The 17,496-nt window shown below is 65.2% G+C and carries 9 protein-coding genes and 1 pseudogene; 4 read left to right on the plus strand and 6 right to left on the minus strand.

Going from position 1 to position 17,496, the window contains the following annotated elements; all coding sequences use genetic code 11:
• The first annotated feature begins 396 nt into the window (after positions 1-396).
• Complete coding sequence (locus J7302_RS16565; protein ID WP_215377165.1) at positions 397-2,298, plus strand: DEAD/DEAH box helicase; 1,902 nt, start codon at positions 397-399, stop codon at positions 2,296-2,298.
• Positions 2,299-2,405: 107 nt separating this feature from the next.
• Here the strand turns inward: J7302_RS16565 and J7302_RS16570 are convergent, their stop codons facing one another.
• The 3 genes from J7302_RS16570 to J7302_RS16580 form a co-directional block, all read right to left on the minus strand.
• Complete coding sequence (locus J7302_RS16570; protein WP_215377167.1) at positions 2,406-2,981, minus strand: YceI family protein; 576 nt, start codon at positions 2,979-2,981, stop codon at positions 2,406-2,408.
• A gap of 29 nt (positions 2,982-3,010) precedes the next feature.
• Positions 3,011-3,565: a cytochrome b gene (locus tag J7302_RS16575; RefSeq protein ID WP_215377169.1), complete on the minus strand. Its 555-nt coding sequence runs from the start codon at positions 3,563-3,565 to the stop codon at positions 3,011-3,013.
• Positions 3,566-3,798: 233 nt separating this feature from the next.
• A complete protein-coding gene (locus J7302_RS16580) occupies positions 3,799-5,277 on the minus strand; it encodes a flavin monoamine oxidase family protein (protein ID WP_215377171.1) in 1,479 nt (492 codons plus the stop codon).
• Between the two features lie 163 nt (positions 5,278-5,440).
• Between J7302_RS16580 and J7302_RS16585 the strand changes: the two genes are divergently transcribed.
• From J7302_RS16585 to J7302_RS27140, 3 genes and pseudogenes are all read left to right on the plus strand, one after another.
• Complete coding sequence (locus tag J7302_RS16585; protein ID WP_215377173.1) at positions 5,441-6,847, plus strand: adenosylmethionine--8-amino-7-oxononanoate transaminase; 1,407 nt, start codon at positions 5,441-5,443, stop codon at positions 6,845-6,847.
• Positions 6,848-7,026: 179 nt separating this feature from the next.
• The gene (locus J7302_RS16590; protein ID WP_215377176.1) at positions 7,027-7,746 is read left to right on the plus strand and encodes a 16S rRNA (uracil(1498)-N(3))-methyltransferase; all 720 of its coding nucleotides are present in this window, start codon (positions 7,027-7,029) and stop codon (positions 7,744-7,746) included.
• 197 nt (positions 7,747-7,943) lie between these two features.
• A pseudogene (locus J7302_RS27140) lies at positions 7,944-8,246 on the plus strand (ISL3 family transposase); the annotation flags it as partial.
• Between the two features lie 160 nt (positions 8,247-8,406).
• On the opposite strand, the gene J7302_RS16595 reads toward J7302_RS27140, so the two are convergent.
• The 3 genes from J7302_RS16595 to J7302_RS16605 are packed head-to-tail and all read right to left on the minus strand — an operon-like array spanning position 8,407 to position 17,490.
• A complete protein-coding gene (locus J7302_RS16595; RefSeq protein WP_215377178.1) occupies positions 8,407-8,877 on the minus strand; it encodes a chemotaxis protein CheW in 471 nt (156 codons plus the stop codon).
• A 13-nt stretch (positions 8,878-8,890) separates the two neighbouring features.
• Positions 8,891-9,910: a chemotaxis protein CheB gene (locus J7302_RS16600; protein ID WP_215377180.1), complete on the minus strand. Its 1,020-nt coding sequence runs from the start codon at positions 9,908-9,910 to the stop codon at positions 8,891-8,893.
• On the minus strand, positions 9,907-17,490 hold the full coding sequence (locus J7302_RS16605; protein ID WP_215377183.1) for an Hpt domain-containing protein: 7,584 nt from the start codon (positions 17,488-17,490) through the stop codon (positions 9,907-9,909). The genes J7302_RS16600 and J7302_RS16605 overlap by 4 nt, the downstream gene beginning before the upstream one ends.
• Positions 17,491-17,496: the final 6 nt, after the last annotated feature.

Raw genomic sequence — 17,496 nt, forward strand, 5'->3', positions numbered from 1 at the left:
ACGCCTGCGACCGGCTTGGCGAATGAGTTCACCCCAGCACGGACTGCACCCCTCTCCCTCCGGGAGAGGGAGCGGGGGTGAGGGGGCTCAGCCCCGCGCGGTGCCCCAATGCAGACCTGTGGTCTACATGGCGAATGAATTCGCTCCCATGAGGGATAGCCTCAACACGGAGAAGCCCGCGCAGCCCCGTCCGCATGGGTTTCGCAACCGTTGAGCAGCAGAAAGGCTGTACAACTCAACGGCTCTGTTATACTCCGGCTTCCGTCAGGCATACGCCCGGACGCTAGGCCTCCCCTCAGGCCAGCAGGACCGGTCGGGATCGCGCGCCATTGCCGTGATTCGAGCCAGATACGAACACCCCATCGGGCCAGCCCCTAGAACTACACAGGATCTCCCATGTCCTTTGCTTCCCTCGGTCTCTCCGAGGCCTTGGTCGGTGCCGTCGAGGCCGCCGGCTACGCCCAGCCTACTCCCGTGCAACAGCGGGCGATTCCCGCCGTGTTGCAAGGTCGCGATCTGATGGTCGCGGCTCAGACTGGCACTGGCAAGACCGCCGGTTTCGCCCTGCCGATCCTTGAGCGCCTGTTCCCCAACGGCCATCCGGACAAGTCCCACCGGCACGGTCCGCGCCAGGCGCGGGTGCTGGTCCTGACTCCGACTCGGGAACTCGCGGCGCAGGTGCATGACAGCTTCAAGCTCTATGCCCGCGACCTCAGCCTGATCAGCACCTGCATCTTCGGTGGCGTCGGCATGAATCCGCAGGTACAGGCACTGTCCAAAGGCGTCGACCTGCTAGTGGCGTGCCCCGGCCGTCTGCTGGACCTGGCCGGCCAGGGCAGCGTCGACCTTTCCCATGTGGAGGTCCTGGTACTCGACGAAGCCGACCGCATGCTCGACATGGGCTTCATCCATGACGTCAAGAAGGTCCTCGCCAGGCTCCCTGCCAAGCGCCAGAACCTGCTGTTCTCGGCGACCTTCTCGAAAGACATCGTCGACCTCGCCAACAAGCTGCTGCACGATCCCGAACGCATCGAAGTGACGCCGCCGAACACCACGGTGGAGCGCATCGAACAGCGTGTGTTCCACCTGCCGGCCAGCCACAAGCGTGCCTTGCTGGCGCACCTGATCACCGTGGGCGCCTGGGAACAGGTGCTGGTGTTCACCCGCACCAAGCATGGCGCCAACCGCCTGGCCGAGTACCTGACCAAGCATGGTCTGCCGGCCATGGCGATCCATGGCAACAAGAGCCAGAACGCCCGCACCAAGGCACTGGCCGACTTCAAGTCCAACGATGTCCGCATCCTCGTGGCGACCGATATCGCTGCCCGTGGCCTGGACATTGACCAACTGCCGCATGTGGTCAACTTCGAGCTGCCGAACGTCGAGGAAGATTACGTGCACCGTATCGGCCGGACCGGCCGTGCCGGCCGCAGTGGCGAGGCGATCTCGCTGGTGGCGCCGGACGAAGAGAAGCTGCTGAAGTCCATCGAGCGCATGACCAAGCAGAAGATCCCGGATGGCGACACCCAGGGCTTCGATCCGTCGAGCGTCGAGGTCGAGCGCCCCGAAGCGCGTCCGCCGCGTCCTGAGCGCCAGCCGCGTGCCGACCGTCCCAAGCGTGAAGGCAAGGCGCCTGCCGCCGCTGCCGAAGCAAAGGGCGGCGAGGAAGGCGGCGAGGGTAAGCCGCGCCGCAGCCGCAATCGTCGCGGGAAAGGTAAAGGCAAGGAGCAGGACAAGGCCCAGCAGATCGCCCAGGCAGCTCAGCCAGCCAAGGAGGCTCGTCCACAGCGTCCGCCGCAGCCTGGCCAGGATCGTGATCCGGAAGAGTTCCTGGATGACGAAGTCGACAACTTCGGTAACCGCGTCGACTACGTGAGCCCCTATGTCGGTAAGAATCAGGGCCGCGGACAACGCCGGGGTGGCCAGGGCCAGGGCCAGGGTCAAGGCCAGGGCGCACGCCAGGGTCAAGGCCAGGCGCAGCCGCAGGGCCGCGGTGGCCAGCCACGCGGCCAGTCCCAGGGCGGCGGTCAGAAGCAAGGCCAGAAGCCGGGCCAACAGCGCCAGGGTAAGCCCGCCAAGGGCCGTGGCCCGCGCCGTGAGGATCCGTTGGTCTCCCGTGGTCGTGACGAGCGCTCGGAGCCGGCCGTGCAGGATCCGCGCAGCAGCAAGCCGCAGCCGAAGATCATCCTCAAGGAATCGCGTGGTGATCGTTACCCGACGCCGGAGCAACTGGACGAACTGCAGCAGCAGACCCGTCCGCGCGGCGAAAAGCCGGCACTGCTGACCCGCAACCGCTGAGTTTCCTCAGTATCAAGAATGCCGGCTGATGCCGGCGTTCTTGTTTGTGCAGTCTTGCAGAATGCAAAACGCCGGCAATCGCCGGCGTTCTGTCAGAGGCGGCAAGCTTACGCGCGCACACCCTCGATGGAGATGATCAGTTCGGCTTCCTGGGAGGCCGGGCCGAGGTCCTTCTGGATCTCGAAGTCCTTCAGCTTGATCTTGGTGCTGCCTTCGAAACCGGCGCGGTAGCCGCCCCATGGGTCGTCGCCCTGGCCAACGAACTTGGCTTTGATCACGACTGGCTTGGTCACGCCGTTCAGGGTCAGGTTGCCGGCCACGTCAGCGGTGCCCTGGCCGGTCGATTTGACCGAGGTGGACTCGAAGGTGGCGGTCGGGTTCTTGCTGACGTTGAGGAAGTCGCCGCTGCGGATGTGCTTGTCACGTTCTGCGTGGTTGGTGTCGACGCTGGCGGTCTTGAGGGTCACCTTGACCTTGCTGGCCTCGGGATTCTTCTCGTCATAGCTGAAGGAGCCGTCGAAGTCCTTGAAGGTGCCGTAGATGAAGCTGTAGCCGAGGTGGCCGATCTTGAAGTTGACGAAGGCGTGCTGGCCTTCCTTGTCGATCACGTAGTCAGCGGCCATGGCCTGGCCGGCTACCAGGGCTGCGCCCAGGGTCAGCGCGGCGAAGGTTTTCTTCAGCATTGATCAATCTCCTAATTGAGGTTGTAGTGTTACTTGGCGGCGCGCCCGAGCATGCGTGTCAGGGTGGCGTCGCGGTCGATGAAATGATGTTTCAGGGCCGCCAGGGCGTGGATGCCGGCGAAGATCACCAGGCCCCAGGCCAGGTACTGGTGGATGACACCGGCGACGTCTTCCTGGTCGGGGATCGCCGTCAGGGTGGCCGGTACTTCGAAGAGACCGAATACGCTGATGCCGCGACCTTCCGCGGTAGAGATCAGGTAGCCGGAGATCATCACGGCGAAGAGGCCAACGTAGAGGACCACATGGCCCAGCTTCGAGCCCAGGCGGGTCATCGGGCCGTGGTTGGGCAGGGCAGGCGGTGGCGGGCTGACGAAGCGCCAACCCAGACGTGCCAGCATGACCAGGAACAGCAGGATGCCGATGCCCTTGTGGGTCTCCGGCGCGGTCTTGTACCAGCTACTGTAGTAGTTCAGCTCGACCATCCACAGCCCGAGGCCGAAGAGGCCGAAGAACACCAAGGCCACACCCCAGTGGAGGGTGATGCTGACCAGGCCGAAACGAGACGGCGAGTTGCGCCACTGCATGAATGAGTCCTTCTAGATCGCAGAGGGTGAGAAGACGCGAGGGACAAGCCTAACGACAAATCTATCGAATTAAAGCGGAAAATTTCGCTTTGAAATATCGAGTAAAACGATACTTATCGTCTGTAGGAACTAGCAGGGGCCGGCTGTAGGAGGGACTTGAACAGCTGGGCGCGGAAGTCGGGACGCCTCTGGGAATGGGCCGGCGGCGCAGACGTGCGCCGCCGGTTCCGGACTCAGTTGAACAGGCGCGAGAAGAAGCCCTTCTGCTCTTCCTTGGTAGGCGCAGCCTTGGCTACCGCCTCAGGTCTAGTCTCGGCGGCGGTTTCGACAGGAGCAACGGCCTTGCCGGCTTTCAGGTCTTGTACCTGGGTGGCCGCGCGCAGGCCGCTGCGCAGTGCGCCTTCCAGGGTGCCCGGATAGAGTGCGTCGGTATGCTCGCCGGCGAATACCACACGGCCCAGGGGCTTCTCCCACAGGCGCCAGTAGAGACTCATTTCACCCGGGCCATAGGCCAGGTAAGCGCCGCCGGCCAGGGAATCCTTGCCGAAGCGACGCAGCTCCGAGCCCTTGAACTGCTCGCGAGCGCCCGGATACAGGCCGTCAAGGCGGATCAGGACCTGATCGACCAGCTGTCGATCACCGAAGGCCTGCATCAGGCGGGCATTGTCACCGGCCAGGTTGACCAGCAGGTTGGCGCCGCCCTTGAGGGCCGGCTCGACCCAGATCATGCCCAGGCCCTTGTCGCTGAAGACCTCGCCGGAAAGGCGGCTCTTGCCCCACACGGGCTTCTTGAACTTGAGCAGGATCTGATCACGCCAGCCGTAGTTGATGTCCTTCAGGGCGCGCACCTGCAAGGTCGACAGCGACGGCGTGAGGCTGATCTTGGTAAGCGCCGGCAGCGGCACGGCGAGCACCACATAATCGGCCTTGTAGCCAGTCGGGCCGACCTTGACGGTGACGCCGTCCTTCTCCTGCACGACGGCGGAGACGCGGGCGTTGGTCTTGATGGTCTTCAGTGGCTTGGCCAGCGCCTGGGCGAGCAGTTGGCTGCCGCCGGGCAAGCGCGCGGCGCGCATCTCGGTGTCCGGCAGGCCGCGGTAGACGCGGGCTTGCTGGGCCAGATACAGCAGCGACAGGCGCGAGGGCTCGTCGTAGCGTGCGCGGATGCGCTGGTCGACCAGGGCGCGCGCGGTCGGTGACAGGGCCAGCTTGTCCAGCCAGCGGGCGACGCTGATGGAGTCGAGGGTCTGCAGGGTGTGGTTGACCGTCGGCTTGAGTGGGTCGTCGATGGAGGCGGCCAGTTCATCCAGGCTCTTGTCGAAACGCTTCAAGCCTTCGACGGTGCTGGGCGCTTCCTTGAATAGGTCGGCCTCGGTGAAGTAGCGGCCACCGACCAGGTAGCCCGGCGTGCGCACGTAGTCAGGTGCCGGTACGGCCTTCAGTTTGAAGGTGTCCAGGTAGCGGTAAAGGCTGGGTTGCAGCTTGGCGCTACCGACCCACTCGCTGGTGGCCAGGCCCGAGCGCCCGCCGATGCTCGGCTTGGCTTCCAGCACGGTGACCTGCCAGCCTTTCTGTTGCAGCTCATAGGCTGATGTCAGGCCGGCCAGGCCACCGCCGATGACGATGGCCGTCGGCTGTTTGTCCTTGCCCAGCGCGGTCATGCTGAACGCCCCCAAAACGATCAGCGCCAAGGCGCGCCACGTTGCAAACATTGGTATTTCCCCCCGGAAAAGCAGCGACTCTGGATAACGGCGCGCAGGATACGCCAGCCCTCGCGACCCGGCCATACGTGTCCTGCAACGACCGGATCACGTCCAGCTTGTTCATGACGGAGGCATTGCATAGGCTTCCCCGATCATTACAGGAGAGCAGCACATGGGCCTCAATGCCGAGTGGATGCAGCGCGACCTCGCCGTGCTTTGGCACCCTTGCACCCAGATGAAAGATCACGAGCGCCTGCCGGTCGTCCCCATCCGCCGGGGCGAGGGCGTCTGGCTGGAGGACTTCGAGGGCAAACGCTACCTGGACGCTGTCAGCTCCTGGTGGGTCAATGTGTTCGGCCATGCCAATCCGCGCATCAACCAGCGCATCAAGGACCAGGTGGACCAGCTGGAACACGTGATCCTTGCCGGCTTCAGCCATCAGCCGGTGATCGAGCTGTCCGAGCGCCTGGTGAAGATTACGCCCAAGGGCCTGGACCGGGTGTTCTACGCCGACAACGGTTCCTCCGGCATCGAAGTGGCGCTGAAGATGAGCTACCACTTCTGGCGCAACCAGGGGCTGGAGCGCAAGAAGCGCTTCGTCACCCTGACCAACAGCTACCACGGCGAAACCGTGGCTGCGATGTCGGTGGGGGACGTTGCCCTGTTCACCGAGACCTACAAGTCGCTGCTGCTGGACACCCTCAAGGTGCCGACCCCGGACTGCTTCCTGCGCCCTGAGGGCATGTGTTGGGAAGAACATTCGCGCAACATGTTCGCGCACATGGAGCGGACGCTGGCGGAGCATCACGAAGAGGTCGCGGCGGTGATCGTCGAGCCGCTGATCCAGGGCGCCGGCGGCATGCGCATGTACCATCCGGTGTACCTCAAGCTGCTGCGCGAAGCCTGCGACCGCTATGGCGTCCACCTGATCCATGACGAAATCGCCGTCGGCTTCGGCCGCACGGGCACCATGTTCGCCTGCGAGCAGGCCGGCATCGCCCCGGACTTCCTGGTGCTGTCCAAGGCCCTGACCGGCGGCTATCTGCCGATGGCCGCGGTACTGACCAGCGAGGCTGTCTACCAGGGCTTCTACGATGACTACCAGACGCTGCGCGCCTTTCTCCATTCGCATACCTACACCGGCAATCCGCTGGCCTGTGCGGCGGCGCTGGCGACCCTGGATATCTTCGAGGAAGACCGGGTAATCGAAGCCAATCGCAAGCTCTCCACGCGCATGGCCACCGCCACCGCCCATCTGACCGACCATCCGCACGTGGCCGAGGTGCGCCAAACCGGCATGGTGCTGGCTGTGGAAATGGTCCAGGACAAGGCCAGCAAGACGCCGTTCCCGTGGCAGGAGCGCCGTGGCCTCAAGGTGTTCCAGCATGCCCTCGAGCGTGGCGCGTTGCTGCGGCCGCTGGGCAACGTGGTGTACTTCCTGCCGCCTTACGTGATCACCGAAGAGCAGATCGATTTCCTCGCCGTCGTTGCGACCGAGGGCATCGACATTGCCACCCGCGACTCGGTGGGCGTCAGTGTGGCCACGGACCTGCACCCGAACCACCGCGATCCGGGCTAGCCCGCGCAGGTCGCGCCGAGTGGGGTTGCGCTGAGCGGGGCGAAGCCCAGCGAGCCCCGTGCGGGGGCTTTCCTCGTTGGGCTTCGCTGCGCTCAGACCTGTGCCGCCCGCCCCAACCTACCCGGAGGCGCTGCCAGGCCTTAAACTGCGCGCCTGTCCTCTCCTTGCCCCGAATGCCCATGCGCCTTTCCCGCTTCTTCATCGATGCCCCTCTTTCCATCGGCCAGCACGAGCTGCCCGAAGCCCAGGCCCATTACATAGGCCGCGTGCTGCGTCTGGCGGCAGGCGACACCGTGCAGCTCTTCGATGGCTCCGGCCAGGAATACCTGGGCGAGTTGGCGGAGGTGGGCAAGAAGGTCGTGCGGGTTGAGTTGCGTGAAGCCTTTGCGGGCGTGGCCGAGTCTCCCCTGCAGGTGCATCTGGGCCAGGGTCTGTCCCGTGGCGAACGCATGGATTGGGCGATCCAGAAGGCCACCGAGCTGGGCGTGGCCCAGATCACCCCGCTGGTCAGCGAACGCTGCGAAGTGCGCCTGAAGGATGAGCGTGCCGACAAGCGCCTGGCCCATTGGCGCCAGGTGGCAATCAGCGCATGCGAGCAATGCGGACGCTCGGTGATACCGGAGATCCACGCGCCGGTCACCCTGGTGGACTGGCAGCGTCAGGTGGAGGCCGACCTCAAGCTGGTGCTGCACCCGGTGGCCGAACCTCTGGCCAGTCATGAGAAGCCGCAGAGCTTGGCGTTCCTGATCGGCCCTGAGGGTGGCTTGTCCGATGCCGAAGTGGAGGCCGCCAAGGCGGCGGGCTTTCACCCCGCGCGCCTGGGCCCGCGAGTACTGCGCACCGAGACGGCGCCGGTAGTAGCGTTGACGGTGGCGCAACAGCTGTGGGGCGATTTCTAAGGTTTTCGCGGATTTTCGGGAATGCGGGGGCGAACCGAATTGGCAAGCCGGTGTGAGCCCCGGGCATCCCCCAAACATCCGCGAGGAACCATTTTTAAGGTTCTTCGCGGAATCTGGGGGCAGAGCGAGTTGACAGTCAGGGAAGTGGGTAGATTGGCAGTCGCCAAACACACCAACCCCCACGCCCAGCTGTCGCCGTGCATCCTATTGATCTTGCTGCTTTCTGGCCAGGCTACGAGGTCGTCGCCTGTCGCCAATCCAACCACGACACCCTGCTAATCAGTCTTGAGCCCCAGGCCGAGCGCTTACCGATTTGCAGCCGCTGGGCCAAACCCAACCCGTTGATCCACGAGCAGCACATCCGCCAGGTGCGGGGTCGTGACCCGCTGGATCAGCGCGTCCTGCTGCAACTGCCGGTGCGTCGTGTCGACTGCCTGTACTGCGGACGCGTATCCGAACGGATCGGCTGGCTGGCGCCGGCATCCCGCCTTCCCCGGAAAGCAGCCTGCAACACCTCCTTGGCGGACTTGTCGGGTGGAGTGATACATCGAAGGCGCGCGAAACCTTGTAGGAGCCAGCTTGCTGGCGAATCGCGAATGGCACATGTTCGCCAGCAAGCTGGCTCCTACAGAGAGAGGGGGCAGTCAGCGCTCAGGGCAGTCAGATCAGCCCGGCATCCGCCAGCATCTGTTCCAGCGCCACCAGGTCGGGAATCTTCGCTACGTCAAGGCCGAGTTGTACCGCGTCCAGTTCCAGTGCAGCCAATGGCGCATTGGTCCGGGGCAGGTCTTCCTCGAGCTTCAGTGAGCGCGGGATGCCTTGCAGCAGCAGGGCCAGGAATTTCACGTGAGGTCGCCCACCCAGTGCATTGAGAACTGCAACACGAGCGCCCGGGCCCACGGCTGCCTGGCCGCCGGCGGCCGCTTCGAACGACAGCAGCGGCAAGCGCAGGTCACGCCAGGCCACTTGTCCGAGCATCCAGGCCGGTAGGCCCGGGGTCGGTTGTGGGGCGCGGTAAGGAATGAGTTCGGCCAGCGCCACGTTGGGCACCAGGAGATTGCGGTCGGCCAGCGGGAGGATCAGGCCGGTGAGGCTATTGGTGCTGCTCTGTGGGGTGATGGCTTGGCTCATGATGGGTCCTTGGTCAGGCGCACTGCGCGGCCAGGTGGTTGACCAGTGCGGCGGCAAGTTCGCGCGGTGCTCCGCTCAGGCTGCTGTAGCCGCCTTCGCGCAGGCTGTCGGGCATGCTCGAGCATGCGCAGCTATCGGCGCTTTGGGTCCAGATCAGCCCGCCCTGGCGGCGCACGTAGGCGGCCGCGGCACTGCCGTCGCTGCCCATGCCACTGAAGGCGATGACCCCGCAGTGCGCGCCAAAGTGCTGGGCGAGGTTGAGCATTGCCTGGTCGATGGATGGGCTGTAGGGCTCCGGCCAGGGCTGCTCGCTCACCTGCATGCGGCCATCGTCGGCGAAGGCCAGTTCGCGACTGATCGGTACCACGATCACTTCACCGCAGCGCACCGGCTCGCCGGGCCGCACCGGGTTGACGTGCCATTGGCTGTGGCGGCCGACGGCCTGGGGCAGGACGCTTTCGAAGGCGGGATCGATGTGTTGGGCATAGAGGAAACCAACGGGCAGGCCGCCGGGCAGGGCATCCAGGAAGGCTTTCACAGCCTCCGGGCCACCCAGGGATGCCGCCAGCAGCCAGACCTCGCGGGCCGGCGCGCCCGCCACCAGCGGTGTGTTGGCCAATGCTTGCGGGAGCTCCAGGCGCGCGGGGCGCTGGGCATCGGCCATGAGGGTTTCCAGGCTGGGCCCCACGGCCAGGGCGGGGTCGCCGACCAGTTGCTTGAGCTTGCCGAACAGGCGTCGCTCCCAGCGCGGGTAATGTTCGGAGTGGCGCTCGGGCGCATGCCCTTCGCCGAATAGAACCGGCACGCTGGTGCGTTCCAGCAGGCTTTCCACCAAGGGTGAGTCCTCGGACTGGGCGAGATCCACCAGCCAGAGTTCGGCGTCGCAGTTGTCCAGCGCCTCCTCGTCGAGGCGCGCCGGGTCGCTGTTGAGCACCACCTGGTAGCCATTGCCGACCAGTGCCTGTTGCAACACATGACGCTGCAACGAGGTGTCGGCGAGCACGGCGATCCGTGCGGAAGTCTTTTCCGTCATGTCCTTTTGACCAGTTGCTGGATGGTTTCGAGCAACAGGGATTCCTGATAGGGCTTGCCCAGATACTCGTTGACGCCGATGGCGATCGCGCGCTCACGGTGTTTTTCGCCGGTCCGTGAGGTGATCATGATGATCGGCAGGTCCTTGAGCCGCGAGTCGTGGCGAACCAGGGTGGCCACCTCGAAGCCGTCCATTCGCGGCATTTCGATGTCCAGCAGCATGATATCGGGATGGTGTTCCTGCAGTAGGGTGATGGCGTCCACCCCATCCTTGGCGGTCACCACGTTCATGCCGTTGCGCTCCAGCAGGCGACTGGTGACCTTGCGCACGGTTACCGAGTCGTCCACGACCATCACCAACGGCGGACGCTCCTGCTCGGTTTCGACGACCGCAGGGTTGGCACTGGCCAGGCGCAGTTGCGGCTGGGTCAGGTGTGCGTGGCGAACGCGGATGGTCGCCAGCAGGTCGAGGATCACCACCACCCGGCCATCGCCGAGGATGGTTGCGCCGGAGATGCCATGCACGCCAGCGAACTGCGGGCCGAGGCTCTTCACCACAATCTCGCGGGAACCGACCAGGGCGTCTACCTGCACGGCCACGGCATGTTCGCTTGAACGCACCAGGATTACCGGCAGCGGCAGGCTGTGGCCCACCAGCTTGGGGTGCTGGCCGTTGTTCAGCAGATCGCCGAGGTAGCGCAGTTCGTAATCCTGCCCGGCGTATTCGAAGCGCGGTGCGTTGGGCTGGTAGTAGGTTTCCAGCTCGTACGGCGACACCCGGACGATACCCTCGATGGTGTTCAGCGGGATTGCATAGAGGTCTTCGCCGGAAAGTACCATCAGCGCGCGGTTGACCGACACGGTGAAGGGCAGGCGGATGAGGAAACGGGTGCCTTCGCCGAGGGTCGAGTCGATGCTCATGGAGCCACCGAGTTGCTTGACCTCCGAGTGCACCACGTCCATGCCGACGCCGCGTCCCGAAATCTGCGTGACCTTGTCCGCGGTGGAGAAGCCGGGTTCGAGGATGAACTGCAGGACCTCGTGGTCCGACAAGTCCGCATTCGGGTCCATCATGCCGCGTTCGATAGCCTTGCGGCGCACGGCTTCGAGGCGGATACCTGCGCCGTCGTCGGCCAGTGTGAGGACGATATCGCCACCCTCGCGGCTGAGGTTGAGGCGTATGTTGCCCGGTTGCGACTTGCCCGAAGCCTGGCGCTGCTCAGCGCTCTCGATGCCATGGTCGACGGCGTTTCGCAGCATGTGTTCCAGCGGCGCCACCATGCGTTCGAGCACAGTGCGGTCCATTTCACCTTCGGCGTTGCCGACGATGAACTCGACCTGCTTGCCCAGCTCGCTGGCCACTTGCCGGACGATCCGCCGCAGTCGTGGCACCAGGCGGTCGAAGGGCACCATGCGCGTACGCATCAGGCCCTCCTGCAGCTCGGTGTTGACCCGCGCCTGCTGCAGCAACAGGGTTTCTGCGTCGCGGTTACGCGCGGCCAGGGTTTCCTTGAGGTCGAGCAAGTCGGAGGCGGACTCGAACAGCGCGCGCGACAGTTGCTGCAGCTGCGAATGGCGGTCCATTTCCAATGGGTCGAATTCTTCGTAGCCGGCCCGTTCGGCCTCGGCCTGGTAGCGGCTGAGGATCTGCGCCTGGGTCTCGGTGTCGAGGCGTCGTAGCTGGTCGCGAACCCGCTCGATGGTGGCCTCCATCTCGGCGAGAGTGAAGCTGAAGTCGCTGACCTGCTGTTCGACCCGGCCACGGAAGATCGAGGTCTCGCCGGCCAGGTTGACCAGGCCTTCGAGGAGTTCTGCCGGCACCTTGACCAGTTCCTGGGGCGCACGCCGGGCGGCCGCGTCCTGGGCGGCCTCTTCGGCACGGCGGACGAAGGGCAGCACGCGCTCCGCGACAGCCTCGGTGGGCTGGACGCTGGCTGCGACGATCAGGCCGTTCTGCGGACGGGTCTCGGGCTGGAACGATATGGCGAGTGTCACATCCGCGGCGAGCGTGTAGTCGAGTTGCTGGCGCAACTGGTCCAGCTCCGCCTGCAGGCCTTCGTAGCCGGACTGCACGTCGAGGAACAGGCTGTCCGGCCAGGGGGCGCCTTGCTGTTGGGCTTCGACCAGGTGCTGTTCCAGGTCATGGGCGAGGTCGCCCAGGCGTTTCTGCCCGGCCAATCGCGCACCGCCTTTGAGGGTATGCAGGACACGCAGCACGTCATCGATGTGGTTGGCATCTTCGCGGGCTTCCTCCCAGCGGCCGATGGAGGTTTCCATGGCCTCCAGCAGGTCATCGGCCTCTTCGAGGAAGATGTCGAGAATGTCGGCTTCAGCGACCGTTTCGGGTGGCTCTGCGGCGAGCGGCTGCAGGTGCACGGTGCTGGGCACGCTGAGCTGCTCGTCCGGGTTAACGCGCCAGGCCTGGATGGCCTGGATCAGCGGCGTGCCATCCGGTTGCGGGCGACGGGCGCGCACGGCTTCCAGCATTTCGGCGAGACGGTCGTGGCAGCTTTGCAGCAGGTCGAAGAGGGCAGGGCTGGCGCGCAGGCGCCCATCGCACAGGCGTTCGTAGAGAAACTCCAGTTCGTGGGCGAGGTCGCCGATCGGGCCTATCTCTGCCATGCGCGCACCACCCTTGAGGGTGTGCAGGTCGCGTTGCAGGGCTTCGACTTCGAGGGTGTTGTCGGGCGCTTCCATCCAGCGCTGCAGAGCGGCGCCGGCGTTGTCGAGGATATCGAAGCCCTCTTCGAGGAAGATCTCTACCAGCTCGGGGTCGGGGTTGGGCTCGAGCGCGGTATGTGCCGGCGGGGCGTCATCCGGCTCAGGCGCACTCGGGGGGGCGGGCTGCTCGGCGAGCGGTTCCCGGTCGATGGCTTGTTCCGGCGCTTCGTCGACGACAGGCTCGTCGTCGTCCAGGCGTGTCTCGCCCGGCGTCTCGTCAGCGTCCGCGAAGCTGTCCTCGAAATCCGGGAAGGATTGGACCACAGCGGCTGACAGGCTCTGCGCGCTGCCTTGGCGGAAGCTGCGAATGTCCTGGATCAGCGGCGCGGGGTTGGTCAGTGGCTGGTGGGCCTGCAATTGCTGGAGCTGGGTGGCCAGGCAGTCGTGGCTGCTTTGTAGCAGGCCGGCAAGCCGCGGCGAATAGGCGTAGCGGCGGTCCTGAAGCCCTTCGTAGAGGGATTCCAGCTCATGGGCGAGATCACCGATCGGGCCTATCTCGGCCATGCGCGCACCGCCCTTCAGGGTGTGCAGGTCGCGCTGCAATGCTAGCAGGGCCGTAGGATTCTCCGGGTTGTCCAGCCAGCGTCCCAGTGCCTTGCCGGCGCTGTCGAGGATGTCCACGGCCTCTTCAAGGAAGATGGATACCATTTCCTCATCCAGCGTCGAGGGCATCTCCGCGAAGGCCGCCTGCGTGGGTTCTGGCTCGGTGGGCTCCGGCGTTGCCCCCTCGACGTCAAGGTTGTCTGGCAGGTCCGGCCCCAGCTGAGCGAGGGCGTGCGGGTCTATTGTGTCTTGCAGCAAGGCATGCAGGGCCTGGACACGCTCGGGTTGGGCACTTACCTCCAAGGCGGCGGCGACCTGGTCCATCATGCTGATAAGCGCTTCATGGGCGCTTTCCGCTTCCCTGAAGAAGCGTTCGTTGACCGGCAGGCTGCCTTCGTCAACGGCGCCATAGCAGTCCAGCAGGGCCTCGCAGAGTTCTTCGATCTGCGGCAGTTCGGCCATTTCGGCTCCACGGCCGAGGGTGCTGAGCTCGTCCAGCAGCGCGCCGAGCTCCTGGCGCTCGCCGGGGTGCTCGCGCCAGCGGCGCAGCAGGTCTTCAGCATCCAGCAGGATGTCCATGCCTTCGGCGAGGAACAGCGAGATCATCTGCGGATCGCGGCTTTCACCCTTGTCATCGCGACGGGCGCTGACAACAGCGCCAAGGCGTTCCTGGTGCAGTTGTGCGATGCGTTCGAGCAACGCCTGGGTACCGGGTATCGGCGCCAGAGGCGTACTGTCCAGCTGGGCCACGCCCTGGCGTAACAGGTGCAGGGCCTCGTGCAGCAGTTCGGCCTCGGACAGGTCGATGGCCAGCAGGTTGGCCTTGTACTCCTTGGCCAGCTTCTCCAGCGGTGTGGCAATCTCCGCGATCGGCAGGATACCGGCCATGTGCGCACTGCCCTTGAGGGTATGCAGGGCACGCTGGAGGTCATCATTGATCGTCCGGGGCAGCCATTGGTCGCAGTTGGCCAGGAAAGCGGCCAGGGTGTCCAGGTGGTTTTCCGCCTCGTTGCGGAAGATCTCCAGCAACTGCGGGTCGAGGGTTTCCTCGGCTGGGCTGTTAGCGAGGGTTTGCAGCGTGCCTGCAGGCTCGACGGCTGGCTCTGACCCCGGGGCGTCAGGTTTCGGGAGGCTTTGTCCCTTGGCCAGGGCATGGGCAATGGCGGCCAGACGATCGACGTCGTTGCGCTGGCGCTGGGCCTTGGCGGCATATTCTTCGACCAGCGCCGGGAGCAGGGTGACCACATCGTCGATCACCTGGAGCACTGGCTCGTCGGCCTGGATGCTGCGGTCGAGCACGCGGTTGAGCAGGTTCTCGATGGACCAGGACAGTTCGCCGATCACCAGCGCGCGGACCATGCGGCCGCTGCCCTTGAGGGTATGGAACGCACGGCGTACCTCGCCCAGGGAGTCCCGGTCGTTGATGTCGGCACGCCAGCGCGGCAGGTACTCGCCGAGGGTCTCCAGCACTTCCCCGGCTTCTTCTATGAAGACTTCCTGCAGCTCATCGTCCACCGGTTCTTCGTCCGCGGGCGGCGGCAGCAGGCTGGGCGGTACCTCCTGGGCTGGTGGGTTGAAGGCCGGCACTGGCGTTGCCATCACCTCCGCCAGCGACAGCGGGCGTTCTTCGGCAGGGGCCGACGGCTCGGCTTCGAGAGGGGCCGTGGGCAGTTCGACTTCCGGCAGACCCAGCTCGGCTAACGCGGCTTCGTCCCACTCCAGTGGTGTGCTGAGCTCGTCGAGGCTGGGGCCATCCAGGTCGACAGGGGGCTCGGTGGCTGACAGTTCCTCCTGTTCGTCGAAGTCCAGACTCGGCAGCACCTCGCCACTCGCCGGCGGCAGGGGGAGGTCGAGGACTTCGCCATCAGCCGGGAGAGCAGGGGGCAGTTCCTCGAGATCGGCGAGGTCGAAGCTGGGTAGCGCCTCGCGGTCAAACTCCATTGCGGGAGCCTGGCTCAGATCGAGCCACTCGCCTTCGCTGGGCGTCAGGAGGTCTCCTGCAGCGGGCAGGCTTTCCAGTTCGTCGAGGTCCAGGCGTGGCAGCGTTTCGTCATCGGCTGGCGGCAGTAGCAGACGGGTGGCTTCGGCATCAGCCGGTAGGGCAGGAGGTAGCTCTTCGAGGTCGGCGAGATCGAAGCTGGGCAGCGTCTCGTGGTCGAACTCCAGTGGGTTGTCCAGGTTTAGCTCGGGCCGCTCGCCTTCGTCCGGTGTCAGGATGTCTCCTGCAGCGGACAGGCTGTCCAGTTCGTCGACTTCCAGGCCCGGCAGCTCTTGCGCCGTACCCGGTAGTGCGGTGCTCAGTGCTGGTGTGTCTTCCCACTGCAGCGGTGCATCCAGGCTGAGGTCGATGCTCTGTTCGGTGGCATCAAGCGCTGCCTCGCCGAGGCTCCAGTTGTCATCGGAGACGAGCAATTCGCTGCTCCCGGACAGCGGAGCAGGGGCCGGGGCGACGATCGCTTCCGGTTGCCCATGCAGGTCCGTCAGGTCAAGCTCGATGTCGTCTTCTGGGTCGAGGTGCTGCTCAAGCTCCGCCTCCTCGGCAGCCAGCACTTCGATGTCCTGCAGCGGGTCAGCCAGCGGCGCGAGTGGCTCGGCCTCTTCCTCGGTTTCGTGATCGAGGATCGAGGGTTTTTCCTGAATCGGGTAGCCGAGGTTCTCCAGGCTCTCTTCAGCGACATCCAGGATCAGGTCGCCCTGGGTGGCATGGTCTTCGGAGAGGCGTTCGAGGTAGTACTCGACGCTGGTGATGGCATCGGCCAGGGTGTCCAGGCTCTGCCAGTTGGGCACGGCCTTGCGTGCCAGAAGCTGTTCCTGAATGTAGCGGTTGCACGCCGCCAGCAGGGCGGCCGCACGTGGCAGCGGGATCATTGCCAGGCCACCCCTGGCCTGGGTCAGCAGCTCCGGAACGCGCGTGAGGTGCTCGTGGTTCCACTGCGAGGCGATGAACTCGATGATGGCATCCTTCGCCTGTTCCAGCCCGTTGCGTGCTTCCTTGATCACCAACTGGTGGATCTGCGCGACATCGGTGGTCGGCAGATGGCTGGCCTCGGTGGCGGCGTCTTCCGTTGGGCCGACCATGCCGGCCAGCGTGGCTTCGACATAGAGCAACGCGCCGGCTACATCCATCAGTACTGCGTCACTGGGTTCGCGCTGGCCGAGCGACAGGCTGTGGATAACGTCGATCTGGTCGAGGATCACCTTGCGTGGCTGGCCGAAGCCTAGTACCGCCAGGGTGTCGGCGATCTGCTTGAGTGGCGCCAGCAGGCCGTCCAGTTCGGTGACCCCGTGGCGATCGCTGCGTACGAACAAGTCGAGGCTGTCCTTGACGCGAACCAGCTCTTCGCACAGGGCGGTCACTACCGAGCGCATGGCCCCGCGGTCGGGGCCGGCAAGGCGGGCACGCTCTTCGTCCACCAGCTCGCTGTCCGGGAGGGCTTCGTCGAGGCGGTATTGTTCCTTGATGGCGCGGATACGCGGCGACTGGGCGGGAGCCTTGGCAATATAGAACAGCAGGTTCTTCACCAGGTCTTCCGGCGCGGGCTGGTTGAAACCGTCGGCCCCTTGGTCCAGCAGGCGCTTGAGTTCCTTGTCCACCTCGCGCAGCAGGTTGCGCACCGACGAGCCGTTGGCCACGCTGCCGTTGGCCAGGCCTTCCACCAGGGCTGAGGCGATCTTCCACAGCGGCTCGAGCGGGGCGTCCTGGCATAGAGATTCGAGGCGAGCAAAGACGCGCGCCATGTAACCGAGGTTGGTGGCCAGGTCCTGGCCGCGGATGATGCCGACCAGCGCGGCTTGCAGCATCTGCCGCATCTTGCGCAGCAGCACTGGCAGCTCGGCGGTGCGCAGGCGCGCGAGGGTCTCAACAGGCAGCGCAGGTCGTTGGCTGGAGAGGTCCGGGGCGAACAGGCTGGTTTCCGAAAGGAGCTTTTCGCCGCGCGCGGCGCGCAGGTCGTTGAGCAGGGGTAGCAGGGCCATCGGCAGGTCGCGTCGGGCGCTCTGAATGCGATCGAGGTAGAGCGGCAGTTGCAGGATGGCCTGCATCAGCACTTCCAGGGCCTCGCGCTGGTTGCTCGCGCGCCCATCGATGAGCGCCTGGGCCAACTGCTCCATTTCCTCGGCAAGCAGCGCCGCGCCATAGAACTCGACCATCTGCAGCGTGCCTTGGACCTGGTGCACGTAGGTCAGGCAGAAGCGCATGCGCGTCGGGTCCTGCGGGTTGTCGACGTAGGCCTCCAGGGCCTGTCGAGCCTGCTTCAGGGTTTCCGCGATCTCGCCCTTGACCCACTCGAGGGCGACGTAGTCGTGCCGATCAGTCATAGCCGT

It is taken from the genome of Metapseudomonas boanensis, from assembly GCF_018704125.1.
GTDB lineage: Bacteria > Pseudomonadota > Gammaproteobacteria > Pseudomonadales > Pseudomonadaceae > Metapseudomonas > Metapseudomonas boanensis.

Coding starts and splice junctions, on each gene's coding strand:
- J7302_RS16585 (WP_215377173.1), top strand. CDS start 5,441: ATGGGCCTCAATGCCGAGTGGATGCAGCGCGACCTCGCCGTGCTTTGG.
- J7302_RS16580 (WP_215377171.1), bottom strand. CDS start 5,277: ATGTTTGCAACGTGGCGCGCCTTGGCGCTGATCGTTTTGGGGGCGTTC.
- J7302_RS16590 (WP_215377176.1), top strand. CDS start 7,027: ATGCGCCTTTCCCGCTTCTTCATCGATGCCCCTCTTTCCATCGGCCAG.
- J7302_RS16570 (WP_215377167.1), bottom strand. CDS start 2,981: ATGCTGAAGAAAACCTTCGCCGCGCTGACCCTGGGCGCAGCCCTGGTA.
- J7302_RS16575 (WP_215377169.1), bottom strand. CDS start 3,565: ATGCAGTGGCGCAACTCGCCGTCTCGTTTCGGCCTGGTCAGCATCACC.
- J7302_RS16605 (WP_215377183.1), bottom strand. CDS start 17,490: ATGACTGATCGGCACGACTACGTCGCCCTCGAGTGGGTCAAGGGCGAG.
- J7302_RS16600 (WP_215377180.1), bottom strand. CDS start 9,910: ATGACGGAAAAGACTTCCGCACGGATCGCCGTGCTCGCCGACACCTCG.
- J7302_RS16565 (WP_215377165.1), top strand. CDS start 397: ATGTCCTTTGCTTCCCTCGGTCTCTCCGAGGCCTTGGTCGGTGCCGTC.
- J7302_RS16595 (WP_215377178.1), bottom strand. CDS start 8,877: ATGAGCCAAGCCATCACCCCACAGAGCAGCACCAATAGCCTCACCGGC.